Below are 20,439 nucleotides of genomic sequence, written 5' to 3'. Positions count from 1 at the left end.
AATTTAGTTCTTGAATATCTATTTTCAATAAAATTATGTTAAAATTATATTTAGAAATAACATTCTGTCAAATTAAATAATGATTCAGAAATATTATTTAATTAGGTTTATTCTTCCGTTTTCATATACTGGAACTGTGTCATATATATTTCGTTTGAGACAAAATTCAACATCATTGGTAAGCCCTAATTCACCAAGTCTACGGGCTGATCTTGAGGTTTTAATGGCATTTTGAACCATATCAACATCTCGTGATGCCATATAAGCTGCAAGTGCCTTTTCATCAAGTTTTTGGTCAGTTAAATAGGATATTATTTCTCCAGCTCCCAGAAAATCTTCTATTGCAAAATTACCTTCCACACCGGCCATTACAACTTCTATATGATTTTCTGCAAGATTCAAAGCAGTTTGTGCTACCGATTTTGCATTTACAAATGAACCAATCAATGTTTTTGATTGCATTCCATCCATTATTCGAGTTCCATTGCTGGTAGTAATAACTAGAACATTTCCAGCAAAATTAGAAATTTCTAAGGGAGAGTTTCCTGTATCAAACCCTTTAATTGCTGCTCCTCTTCTTTCACCAGCCAAAACAGCATTATTTTTTTTAGCAAAATTTTCAGCTTCTTCAATAGTCTTTACTGGTATAATAGTTCCAAAATTTTCCATTGCAACCGTTATTGTGGTGCTTGCCCTTAGAACATCTACCATAATTGCAACATCTTTAGAATATGATTTATCCAAGCTCAGTGATACTTTCATTATTACCTCAAAAATAGAATTAGAGAAAAAAAATTAAAATTTAAATCTCCAGGAATCTATTCAACCTTCTCAGCAAAGGCAAAACGTCTTCTTACCGATGTTATTTTGACCTTAACTTCGTCACCAACTTTAGTATCAGGTACAAACACGACAAAACCCTCAACACGGGTTATGCCATCTCCTTCTTTACCTACATCTTCAATTTTTACGTCGTATTCTTCCCCTTCCTGAATGGGGGCTGTTTTTGGGCTTTGATCCATTTTGAACAATATATCCACTTCCTCAAACCAACTAAAAACATTTATAGTGTTATTTTATTTGTTTAATTTATTATATAAATCTTTTTAGAATATGGTGAATCATGATTTTAAGAATCTAAAGGGTTTATATTTGATATTCAAATTTTTATATCATTAGATTCAAGGAGGTATTAAATCGTATTAAATATAATTATATACTGTTAATGAACTATAATGAGGTTAAGATGAAGATAGTAGCAACACCCATGTGTAAGGATGTTCTGACACTTGCAGGTGTCAAAAAATTTCACGTAAGCTCAGACCCAGATTCCACAGATGCAGAGATAGCTGTAGTTTTATCAGAGACAAATACGGTTATGAAATCTGTAAAACTAAAATTAAACACCTTTTTACAGATTAAAGAGAGTGTTGAAATGCTTCGTGATATGTTTGGAATCATTGAAGTTGAAAATCTTCCTTTTAAAGTCAATATTAAAAGTAGTAAATCAGAAAATCGAAAAATAAAAGTTAGAGTATACTCAAATTTTCTTAGGGATATTGTAGATGATCTGGGGTTCTCTGTTGTATCAGAGGATCAAAATTACGATTATCTTGTTTACCCCGATTATATTAGGGATAAATTATCAGATGAAATTGTAACTATGGGTGATTATATGGTTGAAGTGCCTACCCACAAAAATGCACCTAAAAACCCTGTTAAAAGAGCTGAAATGCGATATAAACTTCTGGAGAAAAAAATATGTATGAAACCTTGACTTATACTGGTGGAATTCACAAGCATGATGAAATGATCGAGCTTATTGAAGATCTTGGAGGTTTCGTTTTACAGGAAAATATTAGTCAGATGGATTTAGTCCTAACTTTAGCTGTACCCATTGAAGATGTTGAAAAGATCAAAGAAAAGGCTAAAGAACTTCTTGGAACAGTAAAAATAGCACCAATGGCAGGTACAGAAATAGCAATTGTTTCTCCAACTTTAGCACGTCAACATCTCCCCCATTCTGCATGTGATATATCTGAATATCTTAGAAGGTATGGTGCAAAGGACAATATGATTGGACTTTCAAGAGGTGCTGGCAAGGGGATATCAAGAATATCAGAGGATGAAAAAAAACTTATAGAGGAGCATGATTTGGTAGTATTTGCACTTGGAAGTTTCAAAGAATGTATAACACATAAAACTCATTTATTTGAAGATATTGAAACACCTGTAGTTGTGACTGGAGCTCCTGAAATTGATTTGGAAGATATTCCTGGAGCAGATGCATATGTAGGGGGCCTTGGGAGAATTCCACGCAGGCTAAAGAGGGGTGAAAATATAAGGGCCCTTAAAAAACTTGTAGAAGTTATCGAAGAAATTCTCGACGGACGAAGAAGAGAAATAATGGATGATCCACCAATTGTACCTTCTGTGCTTGTTAAAAGGGAAATTGAAAACCAGATACCTGCCATTAAAGAAGTGTACTCTCCGCTCCCTGTTGTGAGTCAACTAATGGGAGTAAGGGTTAAACTCAATTATGATGAATACCATAAAGAAATCGAAGATGTAATTGTTAGTGATCACCGTCTTGGAGATATATCTGAGATTTTAAAGTCTAAAATGTACGATTACACCCTTGTAAAACTTCTTTCTGAAACATCAATAATTTGATCTTAAAATGGGAGATATTCCAATGAGAACAATTCTTAGATTTGCAGGGTTCATGTCCGTATTCTTTTTTGGATTTTTAGCAGTTAACTACTGTATTTTTTATGGAATTGCATCTTTATTCAATATTCAGCATGGATTAATTTTTTACACGTTATTTATTCTGGCAGTTATTTCCTATCCTTTATCCGCAATGATTGAAAGAGTGGTTTCCAATTCATTTACAAGGGTTTTTTATACAGCAGCTTCAGCATGGATGGGAATTTCCTTTTATCTCCTGACTTTCATTGCAATTTATTGGATAATATCACTATTCTTTAATATCCCTGGGGAAATTGCAGGAGTCACAATTATTTTATTAACTTTTATATTAAGTTCATATTCACTTGTTAATAGTTTATTTTTGGTAGTTAATCATATTGAAATACCTTTAAAACATTTAAAAAGCGATTTAAAAGTTGTACAACTTTCTGATATACATATTGGCTCAATACGGAACTCAAGCTACATGGAAAAGATTGTCAAGAAAACAAATGAACTACAACCAGAAATAGTTTTCATAACCGGAGATATGGTTGATGGGAGTGCAAGATTGCACACAAATACTTTTAGAGCAATAAATAAATTAAAAGCTCCTGTTTTTTTTATAACTGGTAATCATGAAACTTACGAAGGACTGGACGAGGTTTTCAGGGTTTTGAGAAATACTGACATGAGGATTTTAAGGGATGAAATGTATGAGTGTAATGGAATCCAAATAATTGGTGTTGAATATTCTTATGAACGGGACCATATGGAAAATGTGATTTCAAAACTTAAAATTGATTCTGAAACTCCTTCAATAATGTTATACCATCTTCCTCGTGAGTTAAAAACAGTTGCAAATGCAGGTATAGGATTGCAACTTTCAGGTCATACTCATGCAGGGCAGATGTTTCCATTCAACTATCTGGTAAGGTTGATGTTCAGATATATGCATGGCATTTACACATATAATGGAACTTATCTATATGTTTCACCGGGTACTGGGACTTGGGGTCCTCCTATGAGGCTTGGATCCAGATGTGAAATTACTGTTATTAATTTAAAGGGTGAAAATTAGATATTTAATTTAATATAAGTAAATAAATCATTTTTCATTAAATAATTTTCAAGATGTAATATTATTAACTAATTTATTTTAAAAAAAAATAAGTATTTCCAATTATTTTTTACGGACTCCAAAGAAGTTTATCGCTTCTAAAAGATCTTCAAATGCTATTAATTCTTTTTTAAGAACATCTTCATTGCTGAGGGTTCCACTCATTTCCCCATCAACAGTAAGTTTGTCTGGTCCTCGTGTAACAATTCTATCAACACCATCTCTACTCAAAATTTCCTGTGCCATCTTATCATGGACAAGGGCCCGTCCAGGAATTAAAACTGTATCTTTTAAATCATTTAGATTGACCTCTTCCAGATCCTTTTGAGTTATTAGGCAACCTATGTCCTGATCAACTGGAACAACATTTACAAGGTCGTCTGCTTCTATTCTTTTAATTATTTTATCAATAAACGGTGCTGCAATACTACTTGTTAATATTGTTGCTTCAGAAGTGACATCGGTAAGTATATCCAAATATTTACTATTTTTTTCCTTTGAAATTGCAAAGGGTGTGTCGTTTTCAGGATCGCAAAGTGGTGTTCCTGTAACACGGAAGTTAAACTCTTTGTTTATTCTACGTACCAATTCTTCAAATTCCTCAAGACTGTGAGGGTTTACATCTTCTAATATTGGTTCATTTCCCAGTATTAACCCTTGATTTCGGAAATTGGCAAATCTCATAAGTATAAATGCTTTAGCTCCCCAATCTTCAAGTGTGCTACAGGTTTCAAATAGTTCTTCTCCATCATTTACTCCCGGAACTATTACAGAGGCAGCATGAACTTCAATGTTTTCACAGAAAAGCTTTAAAGCCTTTAAAGATTCTCCTTTGGTTTTATCTCCTGTCCATTCTTCCCTTATTTTCTGATTGGTAGAAAAAGCTGTAAAGGTTACCTCGTCTACTCCAAGGGAAATAAGATTTTCTGCCATTTTTATTTCTTCAATACCCTTTCCACTTGTGTAACCAAGATGCATGGGGAGATTGTATTGATTTAATGCACCAGCCACTTCCATGAGATGAGGATAACAGCTAACATCTCCTCCTCCGCTGATATTGACCTTTAAATTTTTATCTTTTATTTCTCCCATCATAAGGGAATTTTGTACAGAGCCAACTACCATGAATGGATGAATAAATTCGTTTTTTACTTCCCTAACTCCTGTTGTACAATTTTCGCATCCAACCCTTCCGGGGGTGCAGTGTCTACATCCTAGAGGATCCTGTTCTTTAACTTTCCTGAAATAACAGTATTTACAAAATCCTCTGCAGTCCTTACCAGGTATTCCACCTACATCTGCTATAATCTGCATGTTAACCTCTTTTTAACCCTATAAAATTAGCAATTTGAATAAAAAAATTAACGTAGAAACAATATTAAAATATAAAAAATTGTTGGGTTATGGTACCTTATAAATCTTTCTAATTGAATCAAGAAGAAACTTTAATAACATATAAGAGCATAAATGCAGTTTCGTATATCAAAAGGTACCATGGGGAATATCCCCTATGTGAACAGATTCACATCGGGTCACTAGAATGTGGAATGATTCACATCTGGTCACGAATTTGAATTGGTGCAACAATTGATGTACAAAGAATATGCGTAGGAGGGAAAAAATGGCAAAGTTTGATGATAAGATCGACTTGTACGACGACAGAGGAAATCTTGTTGAAGAACAGGTCCCGCTAGAAGCCCTCAGTCCATTGAGGAACCCTGCGATTAAAGCAATCGTACAAGGTGTTAAAAGGACTGTAGCTGTAAACCTAGAGGGTGTAGAGAACGCTCTTAAAACCGGTAAACTCGGTGGAGGGAAAATCTTAGGTAGGGAACTTGACCTTGACATTGTAAGCAATGCAGAAGCTATTGCAGCTAAAGCAGCTGAAATGATACAGGTTGAAGAAGGCGACAACACAAACGTTGAATTATTAGTTGGTGGTAAAAGGGTACTTGTCCAGATTCCACAAGCAAGATTTGATGCAGCAGCTGAATACTCAGCAGCTCCACTGGTAACTGCTCAAGCATTTATCCAGTCAATAGTCGATGTGTGTGACGTGAACATGTACGATGCCAACATGGTAAAAGCTGCTATTTTAGGAAGATACCCACAATCAGTTGATTATATGGGTGGAAATTTAGCAACCATGCTTGACGTACCTCAGAAACTAGAAGGACCAGGTTATTCCTTAAGGAACATCATGGTAAACCACGTTGTAGCAACAACACTTAAAAATACCATGAACTCAGCAGCTTTATCAAGTTTACTTGAACAAGCAGCAATGTTTGAAATGGGAGATGCAGTAGGTAAATTTGAGAGAATGCACTTACTCGGACTTGCATATCAGGGAATGAACGCAGACAACATGGTATACGACCTTGTTAAAGATAACGGTAAAACTGGTACAGTCGGATCTGTTATAAACGGAATGGTTGACAGAGCAAAAGCAGACGGAGTAATCGGTGTAGAAAAAGATCTAAACGGATTCAATGTCTACGGAACTGACGACATGGCAAAATGGAACGCATACGCAGCAGCCGGTATGATGGCAGCTACTATGGTAAACCAAGGTGCTGCAAGAGCTGCACAGGGTGTTTCATCCACATTATTATACTACAACGATATTCTTGAGTTTGAAACAGGATTACCAAGCGTAGACTTCGGTAGAGTTGAAGGTACAGCTGTAGGATTCTCTTTCTTCAGTCACTCAATTTACGGCGGTGGAGGCCCAGGTATATTCAATGGTAACCACGTTGTAACAAGACACAGTAAAGGTTTCGCTATACCATGCGTAGCCGCAGCTATGGCTTTAGACGCAGGAACACAATTGTTCTCCCCAGAAGCAACCTCCGGATTAATTAAGGATGTATTCAGCCAAGTTGACGAGTTCCGAAACCCACTGAAATATGTGAACGAGGCAGCCGTCGACATAAAAGGCAAACTCTAGATAAAATCCACCCTTGGGGGTAAATTCAAATGGACATCGAGATCTTTCCACACAGATTATTAAGCGCTGATACCACAGAGAGCCTTTTAAATGCTCTTGATGAACTCGATGGCGTAAAGAAAATAGTTCTACAGGGACAAAGACTTCCTACTGGCACAAATGACCCAGATCACAGAGTAATCAACATAAAAGGAGAAGAAGTTGATTTACAAGTAAAAACTGGCAGAATATTTATGGAAATAGAAGACGAAGAAACTATTGACGCAGTAAAACTTAAATGTGAAGATAATATTTCTTTTGGATTCAACATACATGTTGGAACCTTTATAAGAAAACAAAAAACAGTTTCAGACAAAATCAAATATGGTGTAGCTCTGGATGACATACCTGATGAAATGGTAGGTTTAACAGATCAAAACGCGCAACTCAGTGAAAGGGCCACGATACTAAAAAGGAAAGAATAATAATGATTGGAAAAACCACACACGTCGTAGACTGCAGAGAAACCATGGGAATGGGCGAAGGAGGAGGAATAGCCCAGAGAGGAACATTTGCAGAGTGTGGAAATGAAGTTTTGGCAATTGCAATGTCTCCAGGAAGGAGGCACATAACCAAGCCAGTCTGTGAAATAACCTTCGCATTACGCGAAGCCAACATCCAGACAAGCACGCTTGTTTTAAATGCAGGTGCTGGTGTACCCCAAGATGCACCATCAGCAGGTTCGGGAAGTCTTTTTGGGCTCACTCCAAAGGAGATAGAGCAAATTAAGAGATTCCGTCTGGTAGTAGTTCATCTGGGTGGTGTGAGACATCACATCATATATAAAGCCAGACTAATTTTAAGACATGTTAACCGGCCTTGTGTCATAATTTGTGAATATCCTGTTGACTTTGAAGATTTTGCAAAGATAGGTGTCAAAACAAGATCTGTTATGCCCACTGAACCAAATACAAAAGGTGAAATTGTGGATATAATTAGCGGCGTTATTAGAGGCGAAACGTGTCCCCAAGATAAATTGGATGAAATAATAAGAAAAGTTAAATTAGCATTAGGAGGTGCATGAATATGGCACAATACTATCCCGGAACAACCAAGGTTGCACAGAACAGAAGGAATTTATGCAACCCTGATTACGACCTCGAAAAATTGAGGGAAATCTCAGACGAAGATGTTGTAAAGATATTAGGTCACAGAGCTCCTGGTGAGGAATACCCCAGCGTACACCCACCACTAGAAGAAATGGACGAACCAGAAGATGCAGTAAGAGAATTAGTCGAAGCAGTCGACGGTGCAAAAGCCGGAGACAGAGTTAGATATATCCAGTTTACTGACTCAATGTACTTTGCTCCAGCACAACCATTTGCAAGGTCAAGAGCATACCTATGCAGATTCAGAGGTTCTGACGCAGGTACACTATCAGGTAGGCAAATTATAGAAGCAAGGGAAAGAGACCTTGAAAAGATCTCAAAAGAACTCCTTGAAACAGAATTCTTCGACCCTGCAAGAACAGGAATTAGAGGAAAAACTGTACACGGACACTCCTTAAGACTCGACGAAGATGGTTTAATGTTTGACATGCTCAGAAGGCAGGTCTTAAACAAAGCTACAGGAAACGTTGAATCAGTTAAAAACCAGATTGGTGACGAATTAGACGAACCAGTCGTTTTAGGGGCACCATTAGCTGAAGAAGTACTCAAAGAGAAAACAACCATCTACAGAAAAGATGGGGAAGCTTACAGAGACGACGCAGACGCAGTAGAAGTACTCCACAGAATACACGTGACAAGATCCCAGGGTGGATACGGTCCTGAATAAGAAGGAGGTGAAAATATGGCTGAAAAATTGTTTATAGACGCTTTAAAGAAAGCATTTAAAGAAGACCCAACCGAAGGTAAAACCACTTTCTACAACCATGGTGGATGGAAACAATCTGAAAGGAAACGGGAATTCGTTGCAGCTGGTAAAGATATCGCAGCAAAACGTGGAATCCCTATGTACGATCCAGACGTAGGTACACCATTAGGACAGAGAGTTCTGATGCCTTATCAGGTTTCTACAACAGACACATTTGTTGAAGGAGACGATTTACACTTCGTGAACAATGCTGCAATGCAGCAATTCTGGGATGACATAAGAAGAACTGTTATTGTCGGAATGAACACAGCTCACATGGTTATTGAAAAAAGGTTAGGTAAAGAGGTTTCCCCGGAAACTATTACTAACTACTTGGAAACTGTAAACCACGCTATGCCTGGTGCAGCAGTTGTACAGGAACACATGGTTGAAACCAACCCATACCTTGTGCAAGACAGTTACGTGAAAACTTTCACTGGTAACGATGAAATAGCTGATGAAATCGACTCGGCATATGTTCTGGACATTAACAAAATGTTCCCAGATGACCAGGCAGAAGTTCTAAAAGCTGAAGTTGGAGACGGTATCTGGCAGGTTGTCAGGATCCCAACCATAGTTTCAAGAACCTGTGATGGAGGAACAACCTCAAGATGGTCTGCTATGCAGATCGGTATGTCCATGATTTCTGCTTACAAACAGGCAGCAGGAGAAGCCGCTACTGGTGACTTCGCTTACGCAGCAAAACACGCAGAAGTTGTGCACATGGGTACAGCACTACCACAGAGGAGAGCAAGAGGAGAAAACGAACCTGGTGGAATACCATTCGGTTTCCTAGCTGACATATGTCAGTCCTCAAGAGTTAACGCTGACGACCCTGTCAGAGTAACCCTCGATGTAGTTGCTTCCGGAGCAATGTTATACGATCAGATCTGGCTAGGTTCATACATGTCAGGTGGAGTAGGATTCACTCAATATGCAACAGCTGCATACACCGACAACATCTTAGACGACTTCACTTACTACGGTAAAGAATACGTCGAAGACAAATTCGGAATGACTGAAGCACCTAACAACATGGACACAGTCCTAGATGTAGGATCAGAAGTTACATTCTATGCTCTAGAACAGTTCGAAGAATACCCAGCACTCTTAGAAACCATCTTTGGTGGATCACAGAGGGCATCCATAGTTGCAGCAGCAGCAGGATGTGCAACAGGATTCGCTACAGGAAACGCACAGACTGGACTAAGCGCATGGTACCTATCAATGTACCTGCACAAAGAACAGCACTCACGTCTCGGTTTCTATGGATACGATCTCCAGGATCAGTGTGGAGCATCCAATGTGTTCTCAATTAGGAACGACGAAGGATTACCAGTGGAAATGAGAGGACCAAACTATCCGAACTACGCAATGAATGTGGGCCACCAGGGAGAATACGCAGGTATTGCTCAATCAGCACACGCAGCACGTAAAGACGCATTTGTATTTAACCCTCTGGTTAAAATTGCATTTGCAGACGACAACTTAATGTTTGATTTCACAAACGTACGTGGAGAGTTTGCAAAAGGTGCATTAAGAGAATTCGAACCAGCCGGAGAAAGAGCTTTAATCTCTCCAGCTAAATAAATAGGTGCGCAAACACCTATTTTTTTTATATTTTTTAAAAAGAAGGAGGAAGTAATATGGACCCTATGATAGCAGGATTAGGCGTCGTTGCATTAATGGGCGCTGCCGCAACCATTGCTGGGGCCGCAGAAGATTTAGAATCTGATGTCGGTTCAATGAGTAACCCTAACTCACAAGTTCAGCTGGCTCCGCAGATGGGACACCTTCACAGGATGTTTAACAAGGCCATATCTGGTGAACCCGTACAGATGGGTACACTTGCAGGTATAGCAGGTTCTGTGGCATTTGTCCTTATAAGTTCAGTACATCTACCAGTTATAATGTCAATAGCTGCTGGTGGATTTATAGCAGCACTTTTCCACACTGCATTTGCAACAACATCTTACTTAGGAAGAATTGTAAGTCAATCTCAATTTAATCAACCAGTGTTCATTGATGTTATTACCAGTCATTTAGGACCAATAGCAGCTCATGGATTTATTGTTACATTCTGTATAGTTGGATTTTCATATCTTATGACCTTACCAATATCAGGATTTAATCACCCGTTCCCATTACCACTATTAGCAGTGCTATGGGGTATAACAATTGGTGCAATCGGTTCATCAACCGGAGATGTTCACTATGGTGCTGAAAGAGAGTACCAGACATACCCATTTGGTGGAGGTATTCCAGTTGCTATTCACGGTGATATAACAACCAAAGCAGAACTGGGTGCAAGAAACTCAATTGATGTTGTACATTTCTGTGCGAAGTTTGGAGGACCCGTAACAGGTTTCTGTTTCGGACTTATAGTATTCTTTAGCTTCTGGACTACCATTGTATTCGGAGCAGCTGGAGGAGTTATTGCTAGTCTTGTAATAATTTTAGCACTCATAATCATCAACAACAGAATTGAGATTTTCGCAAGAAACACTTATGGACCATATAAAGAATGAGGATCGTTAAGGAGGTTTTATGATGGATCCATTATTATTAATCGGTGCTATAACCGTTGGAGGAGTTCTCATTGGTGGAGGTGTACACTTTATACCAGTGGGCGGAGCCCCAGCAGCAATAGCAACAGCTACAGGAGTTGGAACAGGTACAGCTATGCTTGCAGCAGGTTCAGGTATGACCGGACTCATCACAGCAGCCGCACTGACAGGACAGCCATTATGGCTTATACTGGCTGGAGGCGCTGTGGGTTCTATGATCATGATCGGAATAACCATGCTTGTAGGTAACCTCGTATACGTATGGGGTGTCGGTGTTGTGCCAGCATCAGCAAAAGTTGAAGTTGACCCAATAACCAAGTACGAACAGAGTAAATACGTAACACAAGGAACAGAAGGACACGGAATTCCAACAGTATGTTACGTCAGTGGAATAATAGGAGGAGCACTGGGTGGAATTGGTGGAGCACTTATTTACTGGGCTTTATACGAAGCACTAGCAGTACTCCCAGGTTACAAACTGTCACTATTATTAGGTGGAGGAGTTTCCCTCACAGCTGTCACAGTAGCAGCAATATTTGCAGTTGGTGTTTTCTTCATTAACGCAGTTGTAGCATCCTATAACATAGGCGGTACAATTGAAGGATTTCACGACCCTAAATTCAAGAGACTACCAAAAGGCGTTCTAGCATGTCTAGTTGCATCTTTGGTAACAGGTTTAATTGCAGTTTTACTACTTAAAGGAGGTGTATTCTAATGTCAGCAGCAGGAGGAGGCGAAGCATCAGTAGCCATACCACCATCCAGGACAATAGCACTTGGAGTAGTTGGAGGACTTATAGGAATATACGCCACACCCTTTAACCCAATACTAGGCCCATTACTTGCTTCATTAGGAGCAGTTTGTGCCATAGTATGGGGAGCAGATGCCATAAGAAGAGTTGCAAGCTACGGTTTAGGTACAGGTGTACCATCAATCGGATACATGTCACTAGCTATTGGTATAATTGGTGTTTTAGCAGGACTTGCAGGCGGTATAATGCTTGGTTCAGCATACACAATACTAGGACCATTGGTGGCATTTGCCATTGCAATGATACTTGGTGGAGTTGTTGCGCTTATCGGTAAAAAAATAGTTGGAATGAAAATTCCTATACTTGTGCAGTGCACAATTGAACTTTCAGGAGCAGCAGCACTATCTGTTCTCGGATTCTCTGCAGCAATAGCTGGTAGTTATGCAATGCCTGCAATACTAACAACTGTTATATCAACAGGATTCATAGGACTCTTGTTCATATTAAACACAATGGCAATTCAGCACCCATTCAACGCATGTTTAGGTCCAAACGAAGACCAAAGAAGAACCCTAAAACTCGCAGCAACTACAGCATTCATGTCCATGGCGATAATAGGACTTCTTGGAATAGGCTTTTCAAAAGCTTGGTGGGTAATATCCATAATTGGTGCAATAGGATGGTTTATATCTATGAGAGCCTTTTTACAGGCATCACTCGATAGTGCAGCATCAGTTAAATGGTCTGGAATGTGGCCTAAAGAGGAAGAACAATAGGAGGAAAGCAAAATGGTAGAAATGTTACCCTTAGTAAAAATAGCTCCTGAACTCAACCTAACCCTAGACCCTTCATCAGGTATTATTGGGGCATCTTTAGGTAGAGAAGTCTTAATCTTATCAATGGACACAATAAACGAGCAAATAACAGAATTAGAGGCTGCAGCAAACGATATAGAGACGGCCTTAGATCCAAACACTGTATCTGAAGGCGCCTATCCTGGAAGGGAAGGAGTTTACATTACAGCAGGTAAACTAACCAACATGGTTTACGGATTTATATTAGGGCTAGTACTGCTGGTTGCCCTATTATTATAGGAGGTGTTAAATTGGCAGATAAAAAATCACCCGCAGAAGGATGGCCTGTAATAAACGGTGACTACGTGACTGGTGATCCAGAAAGTCCTGTAGCAGTTGCAACACTTGCTTCCCACATCGAACAAATACCAGTGGATGCAGGAGCTGCAATCGCAGGACCGTGCAAAACCGAAAATCTCGGAATTGAAAAGATGATCTCAAACTTAATATCCAATCCGAACTTAAGGTTCCTTATATTGTGCGGATCAGAGGTACAGGGACACATCACAGGTCAAAGTATTATGGCACTCCATGAAAATGGTGTTGATCCTGAAAAAAGAAGCATCGTAGGTGCTGATGGTGCAATACCTTACATCGAAAACATTCCAGACGAAGGATTGGACAGATTCAGATCCCAGTTTGAAATGGTAGATTTGATCGATGTTGAGGACGCTGCAGCAATTCAGGCAAAGGTAAAAGAGTGCATAGAGAAAGATCCCGGAGCAATTGAAGAAGAAGCAATGGTAATAGTAATTGAAGAGGAAGGAGATGAAGAAGAAGGCGAAGAAGTACGCCCAGTAGCTCCTGAAACCGCACTAATCGAAGCTAGAATGCGTAACATTCAGACGCAGATTAAAGCTGTTGGTGGAATCCAGAGACAATTCGCAGGAATGTACGCTGGAAAGGTTCAGGGACTAGTTGTAGGTTTAGCTTTCATCCTAACTCTTGGAACCATACTATTGCTAAAATAGGGGGTTTTATATGATAATATTATCAAACAAACCTAACGTTAGAGGCATAAAAAATACTGTAAAAGATATAAAATATCGTACCCAGCTAATTGGTAGGGATCAGAGGTTATTTGCAGGACTTATATCAACCAGAATATATGGTATGGGTTTGGGATTCATATTTGCACTTCTCCTCGTAGGCCTTCCAGTAATTTATAAAATGATGGTGGGGGCATAAGTATGGCAGAAGAAGAAAAAAATACCATACCTCGTATCATTGTCTCTGCAGATGAGTACAACAAAGCAAATGAGAGATTAGATGACATTGAAGATAAAGTAGAATTTAACTACGGTGAGATCTCTCAGAAAATGGGCCAACAAATAGGAAGAGATATTGGTATTTTATACGGAATAGTGATAGGACTGATCATTCTATTTGTAGCTTTCAAAGTTGTGAAAATAGGAGCTATCTTATCAACATTTGGTGGAGTCTAAATAATTTTTAGGAGGATTATTTATGTTTAGATTTGACAAAGAACAGATTGTATTAGATGTTGCTGGCCTTAAAGTCGGTGGACAACCTGGTGAATATCCAACTGTTTTAGCAGGAACCATCTTTTATGGTGGACACAAAATAATTGAAGATGAGAAGGCAGGAGTCTTCGACAAAGAAAAAGCTGAAGGTTTAATAAAAATGCAAGAAGAAATGTCCGATGTCACTGGTAACCCACACATCGTGCACACCTTCGGTGCAACACCAGAAGCATTAGTTAAATACCTAGAATTTGTAGGCGATGCTACAGACGCACCTTTCTTCATAGATTCAACATCTGGAGAAGCAAGGGTTGCAGGAGCACAATTCGCATCAGAAACTGGATTAGCAGACAGAGCAATATACAATTCCCTAAACATGGCTGCAGATGCAGACGAGATTCAAGCATTGAAAGAATCAGATCTATCAGCATCCATCATACTGGGATTCAACCCTATGGAACCTGGTGTTGAAGGTAAACTCAACATGTGGGAAACAGGTGGAACCGTACTTGACAAAGGTCTCTTAGAAACAGCAGATGACTGTGGAATAGACAAACCTTTCATGGACGTAGCTATCACACCACTCGGTCAGGGTGCAGGTGCTGCTCTAAGAACTTCATTTGCTGTTAAAAGTAAATGGGGATACCCAGTAGGTAGTGGTATCCACAACGTTCCATCAGCTTGGGACTGGTTAAGAGGCTACAAAAAAGAAAACAGAGAAGTATGGCCAGTTTGTGATGTAGGATCCAACCTTCTGCAGATTGCAGTTGGAGGAGATTTCGTACTCATTGGACCTATTGAAAACGCAAAAATGGCATTTTCAGCATGCTCCATGGCAGATATATTCATGGCAGAAGCTGCAAAAGACATTGGAACAGAACCAATAGAAGAACACCCATTCTTCAAATTGTTATAAAACAAAGGAAATGGCGATTTTCGCCAAATACCTTATTTTTTTTATTTTTTTTGAAGTTTTATATTTTACATCTTAGATTTATTTTTGAATTCTCTAGAAATTCATTTCATAACTATATTTAAGTTTAAAAATAATTTTTATAACACTGTTAACTATTTTAATTGCTCTTAATAAATTCCAAAACATTTCACAATAAATTTATATCAAATTAACTGAACTTAAAATAATAAAGTTAATGATAAAAAAAAGTGTTAATTATTTTTAGGGAGGCAATTCTCATGTCACGGTTTGGTAATTTACTTAGTAGAAGTCCAAAGCCTATATTTGCAAAAAGTCACTATATTTACACCGAAGATATAAAATCAACACCTTTTATGAAGAAAACTGTAGGTTCTGGCCTTTCAATGAAACCAGATATATATTATGTAGTTGCATCTGTAGAACTTGGAAATACAACAACAAAATGTATTTTAACAGCCACTAACCTCACAACATGCAGAACGTATCTTCTGGATAAGACAGTACGTATGACAAGGGACATAAGGCCTCCAAAAAAAGGTGAAAAAGTTTTTGGAGAAACAGTTTGGGAAGTCGAACTAACAAAGGAATCTGTGTCTGAAATGGTAAGGGATACCATACTTGAATCCCTTGAAAAGGCTCATGTAGATATAGAGAATGATTTAGATTTTGTTGTTAGATCCACTGGAGTTACAGCAGGGTTTGCAGCTCCTGAAGAGGTTGGTGACCTTATAATAGCACTTGCAAAGGGATGTTTAGAAGCAGGAATACCTCCAAGAAAAATGTCTCCAGCAATGAGTAAAGAAAACTTTCCACAACGACTACAAGAATTTACACTTCTGGACCAAGTCATGTTTGATGGAGCTGTAGTAAGTGTACTTCCACCAACAGGTAGGGTTGTTGTTGCAAATGAAATGGAAGGTGAATTGGTAACTGCAGGTATAAAAGTAGCATCTATGTGGACTAAAGTTGACTACAGAAATCCCTGTGTATCCATGGATTTTGGAACAACTCTTGCAGGTCGTATAACCAACAATGAAAAACCATATGCTCGGACAATAGGTAATTTTTGTGGACTTGCAGGAGCTATATCAGATTCAATAATACGTGGTACCGAAAAAGTCGATAAAAGAGGAGGAGCGGCACTGGATCTATATAAAAAAGGAATAATTAAAGGAGCAGACTGGAAAGAAGCCAAAAAATTTGCAGAACAAGCTCATGAATTTGTTGACATAGGCAAAGTGCCTGAAGGGCGTGAAAGATTTGGAACAGTTCCAGTAGATCCTAAAGCAGCTTATGATGCAGGTACAACTTTAATTGGATGTGATGTTGGTGAAAATGGGGATCAAATACCAGAACTAGTAAAACTGGGACATGAAATATTTGAGAGCTCAGGAATACATACTCTATTTGCAACACTGGACCATATTAGTGCCCTTGTAGTTAAAAGATTAATAGAAGAAGCATTTAATGAATGCGTAATTGAAGAGGGTTCAATGCTAGGAGTGACAGGTAGAGCAGGAATAACAGGTAAAAAACCAGAATTAATCTTGGAATATTCTCAAAAGTACTTCAATGACACTCTTTTTGTTTCAGATGCATTAGCAATGGGTGCCGCAATGATGGCAAGATGTATGAATTCATTAGGCACTCCAAAGAATCCAGTAGGCGGATGTCAAGGCGGTAAGTGCATATTAGGACCGAGAAGAAAGCTACAACACAAGGAATGAATATATCTACTAAAACAGATAAATGGAATTAGTAAAAATGGTAACAGCAATTGTTATGGCCGGTGGAAAAGGCACAAGAATGGGAGTTAAAAAAGAAAAACCACTCATTGAAGTGGGCGGAATACCAATGATCCAACATGTTATAAATGCACTGTTGGCTTCGAAAAGAATTTCAGATATAATTATATTAACAAGCCCGAACACTCCTAAAACCTTTAAATTTGCCTGCATAGAAGGATATTCGGTCTTTCAAACACCCGGGAATGGTTATATTGAAGATTTACAGTATTATATTTCTAAATGTTTTCCACAGAATCCAAATAAGATTATATTAACTATTACCGCTGATTTACCATTAATAACAAGCGAAATTATAAATCACGTTCTTATAGAATATGCAAAGTCCCATAAACCAGCAATGTGCATTGCTGTTCCATTAGAATTATTCGTGAAAAATGGTTTGAAACCCAGTATTGTGCTTGGAGATGTGGTTCCGTCGGGATTAAATATATTAAGAAGTAACAACAAGCAACAAGATGAGGAAGTTCTCAAGTTAGGGAAAATTGAACTGGCCGTAAATATTAATAGCTGTGAGGACATAGTAGTTTTAGAGGATGTTTTGAGTAACATAGGGTTAAAAATTTAGGTGATTGTAATGGTTGTTGAAGAGAGAAAACTTATAAAAGGGGAAGAAAAAGTCTGGAGCGAGATCAAGGGATACCAAGTAGCTACAAATAATGCTAGAATTCTAGGTGAACTTGAAGAATTGGTAATCAACGGTAAAACTGGAAAGATAACTGATGTGGTTATTAAAGTTGAAAAAGGCAGAAATGTACATATTAAAGGTGCCAAGAAAAAAGGAGATAATTTACTTGTTCCGTTCGGTAAAGTAGAGAAAGTGGGCGAATTCATTATAATCTCAGAGTAAACCCACATAATATTTTATTAACAAATTTTTATTATAGAAAAGTAATTTTTTTGTCTTTTTACTCTAAATAATATCACATATTTTTTTATATTCATTAAAATCAAAAACTATATAAGTTCCTACCGGAAGAGTATTTCTGGTGATAATTTATGTTCATAGATAACCTAGATAAGATAATTGGATTAGTTGGTTTGGTCATTGGGATTGAAATCATTGCTGTTGTTATTTTCACATTTTCAATATTATACTTCAAAAATCCTGTTATTGCTGGACTAATTGGTAATTTCTCAAGTTTAACAATGATATCGGGATTAATCGCATTTTCCATTAAAAGAGCTTAATCATTATATAATAAAGATAAATTGGAGATTGGTAATTAATCTCCAAAAAAAAAGAATTTTTTTTGAATTTTTACATTCCTTGAATACTTAGATCTATCATTTTCTTGGTTTCAGCAGCTAGCTCTGGTGGTAGTCCTGCAATGTCCATACTTAGGAATCCCTTCACAATCATTGAAGCAGCTTCATCCTCTGTTAGTCCTCTGGACATGAGATAAAGAACTTCTTCTTCTGCAATTTTACCAACAGCTGCCTCATGAGAGAGCTCAAGATCGGTTGAACTTCCTTCAAGTTCTGGTACAGAGTAAATGAGTGATTCATCTGAAAGTACCAAACCCATACATTCTAAATGTCCTCTAACATCTGGAGATTTACCTGCAAGATGACCCCTTGTGTATATCTGGGATTCATCCTTGGAAACTGCACGGGTTATCATTTCCGCACTAGAATTTTTACCAGTTAATATTGCCCTTGAACCGGCATCAAGAATAGAATCTTTTTGACCACCCAATATTGACTGGAAAACTACTTTGGAGTTTTCTCCCTGACAATATGCTGTAGGATATGTCTGTATTGTATTCACTGGGCTGGTGAGTATGTAGTTACTGATATAAGTTGTATCATCGCCTAGAATAACTCCTGTCCTAGGCCTAACTTCAACCTGCTCTGCCCAGTTATGCACCATTGTAAAGGTAATTTTAGACCCTTTTTTCAGATAAAATTCAGAAACACCTACATGCATTGCCGACTGCACATCACTACCAGTTGAACATCCTGTAATAATATGAAGTTCAGAATTTTCTTCGGCAATTATGATGTTATGAGCTGTTTGAGCAACCTTTTCATCACCAATAAACATACATGCCTGTACAGGTAACACTTCCTTGGTACCTGGAAGTGATCTTATAAAGTAACCTCCCGGCTCTCCTAAAGCAGTTCGTGCAGTGTATTTATCTGTATCTACAGGTACGGCGTTCCATAAATAATCTTTAACCCAATCATATTTTCCTAATGCCTGTGGTAAACCCATAAGTTCTATTGCTTCGGATTGACAATTGCTGCATACTTTAGACTGGTCAATTTGTAAAAATGAACCTGCCCTACCTGCACCAGAAGGATCAACCCCAACTTTTAGAAGAGATTTTTGATCTTTATTCGAAAGATCACTTAAAGATTCAACCTCTTCATGTTCTCCTGCTTCTTCCCCTTCGAATTCTTCTATTTCGACATCAGATCCAAGGGCAGCTTTCTTCTTTTTGGCCTTTTCAGCACGTTCTAGTGTATTCCGCAACATTCCACACACCCTTTAAATCCTTCCTTCCTAATATCTTCTAATATCTCGTTTGGATCTCCAGAACAAGCTATTTTTCCATCCATCAGCACATGGGCTGTGTTTGCACTAACAAAGTTTAATATGTAACCCAAATGGGTTATTAGTAAACCCGATTTTTCACGCAATCCTGGTTTTTTGTCTTTGTCCAATAATACATTTATTTCCTCTGCAAGGAGCTCCACGTTTTCAATATCAACTCCAGAATCAGGTTCATCGAACATTATGAAATCTGGTTGTTGTGCTAGAAGTTGCAGAATCTCAGATCTTTTAACTTCTCCACCTGAAAATCCAAGATTAACATCCCTTTCAAGGAATTGGTCTGAGAATTTAAGTTTTTCAGCTAGTGCAATTGTTTCAGGGTCAAGCTCATCTTGATTAGGTTTAACACCTTTTTTACTCTTTTCGATCTGCAACAAATCTTTAAGTTTAACTCCTCTTATTGCAGGGGGATTCTGGAAACTTACACCTAAACCTCGTTCAACCCGTTCAGTAGTAGTCATATTTGTTATATCTTCATCTTTGAAGATTATTTCGCCTCTAGTCACTTTGTACTTTGGAAATCCTAGCATGGACATAAAAAGAGTACTTTTTCCACTTCCATTTGGACCTAGCAGTACATGTGTTTCGCCTTTATCGATGTATAAGTCTATATCCTTTAGTATTTCTTTTCCATTAACTTCTACAGCCAAATCTGTAATTTCAAGCAGCAGTCTAACCACCAACTTTTTTATTTTAAATAATTTTTTATCTCAAACACTTTTTCTGTATTTTGTTTTATTTAACAATGACTAATGAACCATTAAATTAACATTGTTAACTTTTAAGAATATTAAATTCAAACAAATGCTATTCTTAAAAATTGTTTTACA

The 20,439-nt window shown here is 37.9% G+C and carries 25 protein-coding genes; 20 read left to right on the top strand and 5 right to left on the bottom strand.

What is annotated here, in order from left to right; all coding sequences use genetic code 11:
- Window positions 1-93 precede the first annotated feature (93 nt).
- Together comB and K8N75_RS01920 are read right to left on the bottom strand one after the other, a co-directional pair.
- The gene (gene comB, locus K8N75_RS01925; protein ID WP_223790472.1) at window positions 94-762 is read right to left on the bottom strand and encodes a 2-phosphosulfolactate phosphatase; all 669 of its coding nucleotides are present in this window, start codon (window positions 760-762) and stop codon (window positions 94-96) included.
- 56 nt (window positions 763-818) lie between these two features.
- Window positions 819-1,022 (bottom strand): TRAM domain-containing RNA chaperone, encoded by a 204-nt coding sequence (locus K8N75_RS01920; protein WP_223790959.1) that lies wholly within the window; start codon window positions 1,020-1,022, stop codon window positions 819-821.
- A gap of 224 nt (window positions 1,023-1,246) precedes the next feature.
- On the opposite strand from K8N75_RS01920, the gene K8N75_RS01915 reads away from it, so the two are divergent.
- Genes K8N75_RS01915 through K8N75_RS01905 form a run of 3 tightly spaced genes read left to right on the top strand, consistent with a single transcriptional unit; the run spans window position 1,247 to window position 3,772 of the window.
- The gene (locus K8N75_RS01915; protein WP_223790471.1) at window positions 1,247-1,777 is read left to right on the top strand and encodes a hypothetical protein; all 531 of its coding nucleotides are present in this window, start codon (window positions 1,247-1,249) and stop codon (window positions 1,775-1,777) included.
- Window positions 1,762-2,673, top strand: coding sequence for a methanogenesis marker 7 protein (locus tag K8N75_RS01910; protein ID WP_223790470.1), 912 nt, complete (start codon window positions 1,762-1,764; stop codon window positions 2,671-2,673). Before K8N75_RS01915 ends, K8N75_RS01910 begins: the two co-directional genes overlap by 16 nt.
- A gap of 22 nt (window positions 2,674-2,695) precedes the next feature.
- Window positions 2,696-3,772: a metallophosphoesterase gene (locus K8N75_RS01905; RefSeq protein WP_223790469.1), complete on the top strand. Its 1,077-nt coding sequence runs from the start codon at window positions 2,696-2,698 to the stop codon at window positions 3,770-3,772.
- 102 nt (window positions 3,773-3,874) lie between these two features.
- Here the strand turns inward: K8N75_RS01905 and mmp10 are convergent, their stop codons facing one another.
- Complete coding sequence (mmp10, locus tag K8N75_RS01900) at window positions 3,875-5,125, bottom strand: methyl coenzyme M reductase-arginine methyltransferase Mmp10 (RefSeq protein WP_223790468.1); 1,251 nt, start codon at window positions 5,123-5,125, stop codon at window positions 3,875-3,877.
- Between the two features lie 307 nt (window positions 5,126-5,432).
- On the opposite strand from mmp10, the gene mcrB reads away from it, so the two are divergent.
- The 17 genes from mcrB to K8N75_RS01815 all read left to right on the top strand — a co-directional run bounded on the left by mcrB (window position 5,433) and on the right by K8N75_RS01815 (window position 18,240).
- Entirely contained in the window at window positions 5,433-6,758 is a 1,326-nt protein-coding gene (gene mcrB, locus K8N75_RS01895) for a coenzyme-B sulfoethylthiotransferase subunit beta (RefSeq protein ID WP_223790467.1), read from the top strand.
- Window positions 6,759-6,787: 29 nt separating this feature from the next.
- Window positions 6,788-7,222, top strand: coding sequence for a methyl-coenzyme M reductase operon protein D (gene mcrD, locus K8N75_RS01890; protein ID WP_223790466.1), 435 nt, complete (start codon window positions 6,788-6,790; stop codon window positions 7,220-7,222).
- 2 nt (window positions 7,223-7,224) lie between these two features.
- Window positions 7,225-7,821 (top strand): methyl-coenzyme M reductase I operon protein C, encoded by a 597-nt coding sequence (mcrC, locus tag K8N75_RS01885; RefSeq protein ID WP_223790465.1) that lies wholly within the window; start codon window positions 7,225-7,227, stop codon window positions 7,819-7,821.
- A gap of 2 nt (window positions 7,822-7,823) precedes the next feature.
- Window positions 7,824-8,573, top strand: a complete 750-nt coding sequence (gene mcrG, locus K8N75_RS01880) for a coenzyme-B sulfoethylthiotransferase subunit gamma (RefSeq protein WP_223790464.1) — start codon at window positions 7,824-7,826, stop codon at window positions 8,571-8,573.
- A gap of 15 nt (window positions 8,574-8,588) precedes the next feature.
- A complete protein-coding gene (gene mcrA, locus K8N75_RS01875; RefSeq protein ID WP_223790463.1) occupies window positions 8,589-10,241 on the top strand; it encodes a coenzyme-B sulfoethylthiotransferase subunit alpha in 1,653 nt (550 codons plus the stop codon).
- 56 nt (window positions 10,242-10,297) lie between these two features.
- A complete protein-coding gene (gene mtrE / locus K8N75_RS01870; protein ID WP_223790462.1) occupies window positions 10,298-11,179 on the top strand; it encodes a tetrahydromethanopterin S-methyltransferase subunit E in 882 nt (293 codons plus the stop codon).
- 22 nt (window positions 11,180-11,201) lie between these two features.
- Window positions 11,202-11,933 (top strand): tetrahydromethanopterin S-methyltransferase subunit D, encoded by a 732-nt coding sequence (gene mtrD / locus K8N75_RS01865; protein ID WP_223790958.1) that lies wholly within the window; start codon window positions 11,202-11,204, stop codon window positions 11,931-11,933.
- A complete protein-coding gene (gene mtrC / locus K8N75_RS01860) occupies window positions 11,933-12,745 on the top strand; it encodes a tetrahydromethanopterin S-methyltransferase subunit MtrC (protein ID WP_223790461.1) in 813 nt (270 codons plus the stop codon). Before mtrD ends, mtrC begins: the two co-directional genes overlap by 1 nt.
- A gap of 12 nt (window positions 12,746-12,757) precedes the next feature.
- Window positions 12,758-13,063: a tetrahydromethanopterin S-methyltransferase subunit MtrB gene (mtrB, locus tag K8N75_RS01855; RefSeq protein ID WP_223790460.1), complete on the top strand. Its 306-nt coding sequence runs from the start codon at window positions 12,758-12,760 to the stop codon at window positions 13,061-13,063.
- An 11-nt stretch (window positions 13,064-13,074) separates the two neighbouring features.
- A complete protein-coding gene (gene mtrA, locus K8N75_RS01850; protein ID WP_223790459.1) occupies window positions 13,075-13,794 on the top strand; it encodes a tetrahydromethanopterin S-methyltransferase subunit A in 720 nt (239 codons plus the stop codon).
- A gap of 10 nt (window positions 13,795-13,804) precedes the next feature.
- Window positions 13,805-14,011, top strand: a complete 207-nt coding sequence (mtrF, locus tag K8N75_RS01845) for a tetrahydromethanopterin S-methyltransferase subunit F (RefSeq protein ID WP_048191619.1) — start codon at window positions 13,805-13,807, stop codon at window positions 14,009-14,011.
- Between the two features lie 2 nt (window positions 14,012-14,013).
- Window positions 14,014-14,268 (top strand): tetrahydromethanopterin S-methyltransferase subunit MtrG, encoded by a 255-nt coding sequence (mtrG, locus tag K8N75_RS01840; protein WP_048191618.1) that lies wholly within the window; start codon window positions 14,014-14,016, stop codon window positions 14,266-14,268.
- A gap of 22 nt (window positions 14,269-14,290) precedes the next feature.
- Window positions 14,291-15,223 carry a tetrahydromethanopterin S-methyltransferase subunit H gene (mtrH, locus tag K8N75_RS01835; RefSeq protein ID WP_223790458.1) on the top strand — a complete coding sequence of 311 codons (933 nt, stop codon included), beginning with the start codon at window positions 14,291-14,293 and terminating at the stop codon, window positions 15,221-15,223.
- Window positions 15,224-15,501: 278 nt separating this feature from the next.
- The gene (locus K8N75_RS01830) at window positions 15,502-16,971 is read left to right on the top strand and encodes a methanogenesis marker 14 protein (RefSeq protein ID WP_223790457.1); all 1,470 of its coding nucleotides are present in this window, start codon (window positions 15,502-15,504) and stop codon (window positions 16,969-16,971) included.
- Between the two features lie 37 nt (window positions 16,972-17,008).
- Entirely contained in the window at window positions 17,009-17,617 is a 609-nt protein-coding gene (locus K8N75_RS01825) for an NTP transferase domain-containing protein (RefSeq protein WP_223790456.1), read from the top strand.
- A gap of 9 nt (window positions 17,618-17,626) precedes the next feature.
- Window positions 17,627-17,899 (top strand): PRC-barrel domain-containing protein, encoded by a 273-nt coding sequence (locus K8N75_RS01820; protein WP_013643968.1) that lies wholly within the window; start codon window positions 17,627-17,629, stop codon window positions 17,897-17,899.
- A 149-nt stretch (window positions 17,900-18,048) separates the two neighbouring features.
- Entirely contained in the window at window positions 18,049-18,240 is a 192-nt protein-coding gene (locus K8N75_RS01815) for a hypothetical protein (protein ID WP_223790455.1), read from the top strand.
- Between the two features lie 70 nt (window positions 18,241-18,310).
- Here K8N75_RS01815 and K8N75_RS01810 read toward each other — a convergent pair whose 3' ends face one another.
- Both K8N75_RS01810 and sufC read right to left on the bottom strand, forming a co-directional pair.
- Window positions 18,311-19,531, bottom strand: coding sequence for a SufB/SufD family protein (locus tag K8N75_RS01810; RefSeq protein ID WP_223790454.1), 1,221 nt, complete (start codon window positions 19,529-19,531; stop codon window positions 18,311-18,313).
- Complete coding sequence (gene sufC / locus K8N75_RS01805; RefSeq protein WP_223790957.1) at window positions 19,513-20,280, bottom strand: Fe-S cluster assembly ATPase SufC; 768 nt, start codon at window positions 20,278-20,280, stop codon at window positions 19,513-19,515. The genes K8N75_RS01810 and sufC overlap by 19 nt, the downstream gene beginning before the upstream one ends.
- Window positions 20,281-20,439: the final 159 nt, after the last annotated feature.

The sequence above is a fragment of the Methanobacterium spitsbergense genome (assembly GCF_019931065.1).
Classification (GTDB): Archaea; Methanobacteriota; Methanobacteria; order Methanobacteriales; family Methanobacteriaceae; genus Methanobacterium_B; species Methanobacterium_B spitsbergense.
This window is presented reverse-complemented; position numbering and strand designations above follow the sequence as displayed.

Coding starts and splice junctions, on each gene's coding strand:
- comB (WP_223790472.1), bottom strand. CDS start 762: ATGAAAGTATCACTGAGCTTGGATAAATCATATTCTAAAGATGTTGCA.
- K8N75_RS01920 (WP_223790959.1), bottom strand. CDS start 1,022: ATGGATCAAAGCCCAAAAACAGCCCCCATTCAGGAAGGGGAAGAATAC.
- K8N75_RS01915 (WP_223790471.1), top strand. CDS start 1,247: ATGAAGATAGTAGCAACACCCATGTGTAAGGATGTTCTGACACTTGCA.
- K8N75_RS01910 (WP_223790470.1), top strand. CDS start 1,762: ATGTATGAAACCTTGACTTATACTGGTGGAATTCACAAGCATGATGAA.
- K8N75_RS01905 (WP_223790469.1), top strand. CDS start 2,696: ATGAGAACAATTCTTAGATTTGCAGGGTTCATGTCCGTATTCTTTTTT.
- mmp10 (WP_223790468.1), bottom strand. CDS start 5,125: ATGCAGATTATAGCAGATGTAGGTGGAATACCTGGTAAGGACTGCAGA.
- mcrB (WP_223790467.1), top strand. CDS start 5,433: ATGGCAAAGTTTGATGATAAGATCGACTTGTACGACGACAGAGGAAAT.
- mcrD (WP_223790466.1), top strand. CDS start 6,788: ATGGACATCGAGATCTTTCCACACAGATTATTAAGCGCTGATACCACA.
- mcrC (WP_223790465.1), top strand. CDS start 7,225: ATGATTGGAAAAACCACACACGTCGTAGACTGCAGAGAAACCATGGGA.
- mcrG (WP_223790464.1), top strand. CDS start 7,824: ATGGCACAATACTATCCCGGAACAACCAAGGTTGCACAGAACAGAAGG.
- mcrA (WP_223790463.1), top strand. CDS start 8,589: ATGGCTGAAAAATTGTTTATAGACGCTTTAAAGAAAGCATTTAAAGAA.
- mtrE (WP_223790462.1), top strand. CDS start 10,298: ATGGACCCTATGATAGCAGGATTAGGCGTCGTTGCATTAATGGGCGCT.
- mtrD (WP_223790958.1), top strand. CDS start 11,202: ATGGATCCATTATTATTAATCGGTGCTATAACCGTTGGAGGAGTTCTC.
- mtrC (WP_223790461.1), top strand. CDS start 11,933: ATGTCAGCAGCAGGAGGAGGCGAAGCATCAGTAGCCATACCACCATCC.
- mtrB (WP_223790460.1), top strand. CDS start 12,758: ATGGTAGAAATGTTACCCTTAGTAAAAATAGCTCCTGAACTCAACCTA.
- mtrF (WP_048191619.1), top strand. CDS start 13,805: ATGATAATATTATCAAACAAACCTAACGTTAGAGGCATAAAAAATACT.
- mtrG (WP_048191618.1), top strand. CDS start 14,014: ATGGCAGAAGAAGAAAAAAATACCATACCTCGTATCATTGTCTCTGCA.
- mtrH (WP_223790458.1), top strand. CDS start 14,291: ATGTTTAGATTTGACAAAGAACAGATTGTATTAGATGTTGCTGGCCTT.
- K8N75_RS01830 (WP_223790457.1), top strand. CDS start 15,502: ATGTCACGGTTTGGTAATTTACTTAGTAGAAGTCCAAAGCCTATATTT.
- K8N75_RS01825 (WP_223790456.1), top strand. CDS start 17,009: ATGGTAACAGCAATTGTTATGGCCGGTGGAAAAGGCACAAGAATGGGA.
- K8N75_RS01820 (WP_013643968.1), top strand. CDS start 17,627: ATGGTTGTTGAAGAGAGAAAACTTATAAAAGGGGAAGAAAAAGTCTGG.
- K8N75_RS01815 (WP_223790455.1), top strand. CDS start 18,049: ATGTTCATAGATAACCTAGATAAGATAATTGGATTAGTTGGTTTGGTC.
- K8N75_RS01810 (WP_223790454.1), bottom strand. CDS start 19,531: ATGTTGCGGAATACACTAGAACGTGCTGAAAAGGCCAAAAAGAAGAAA.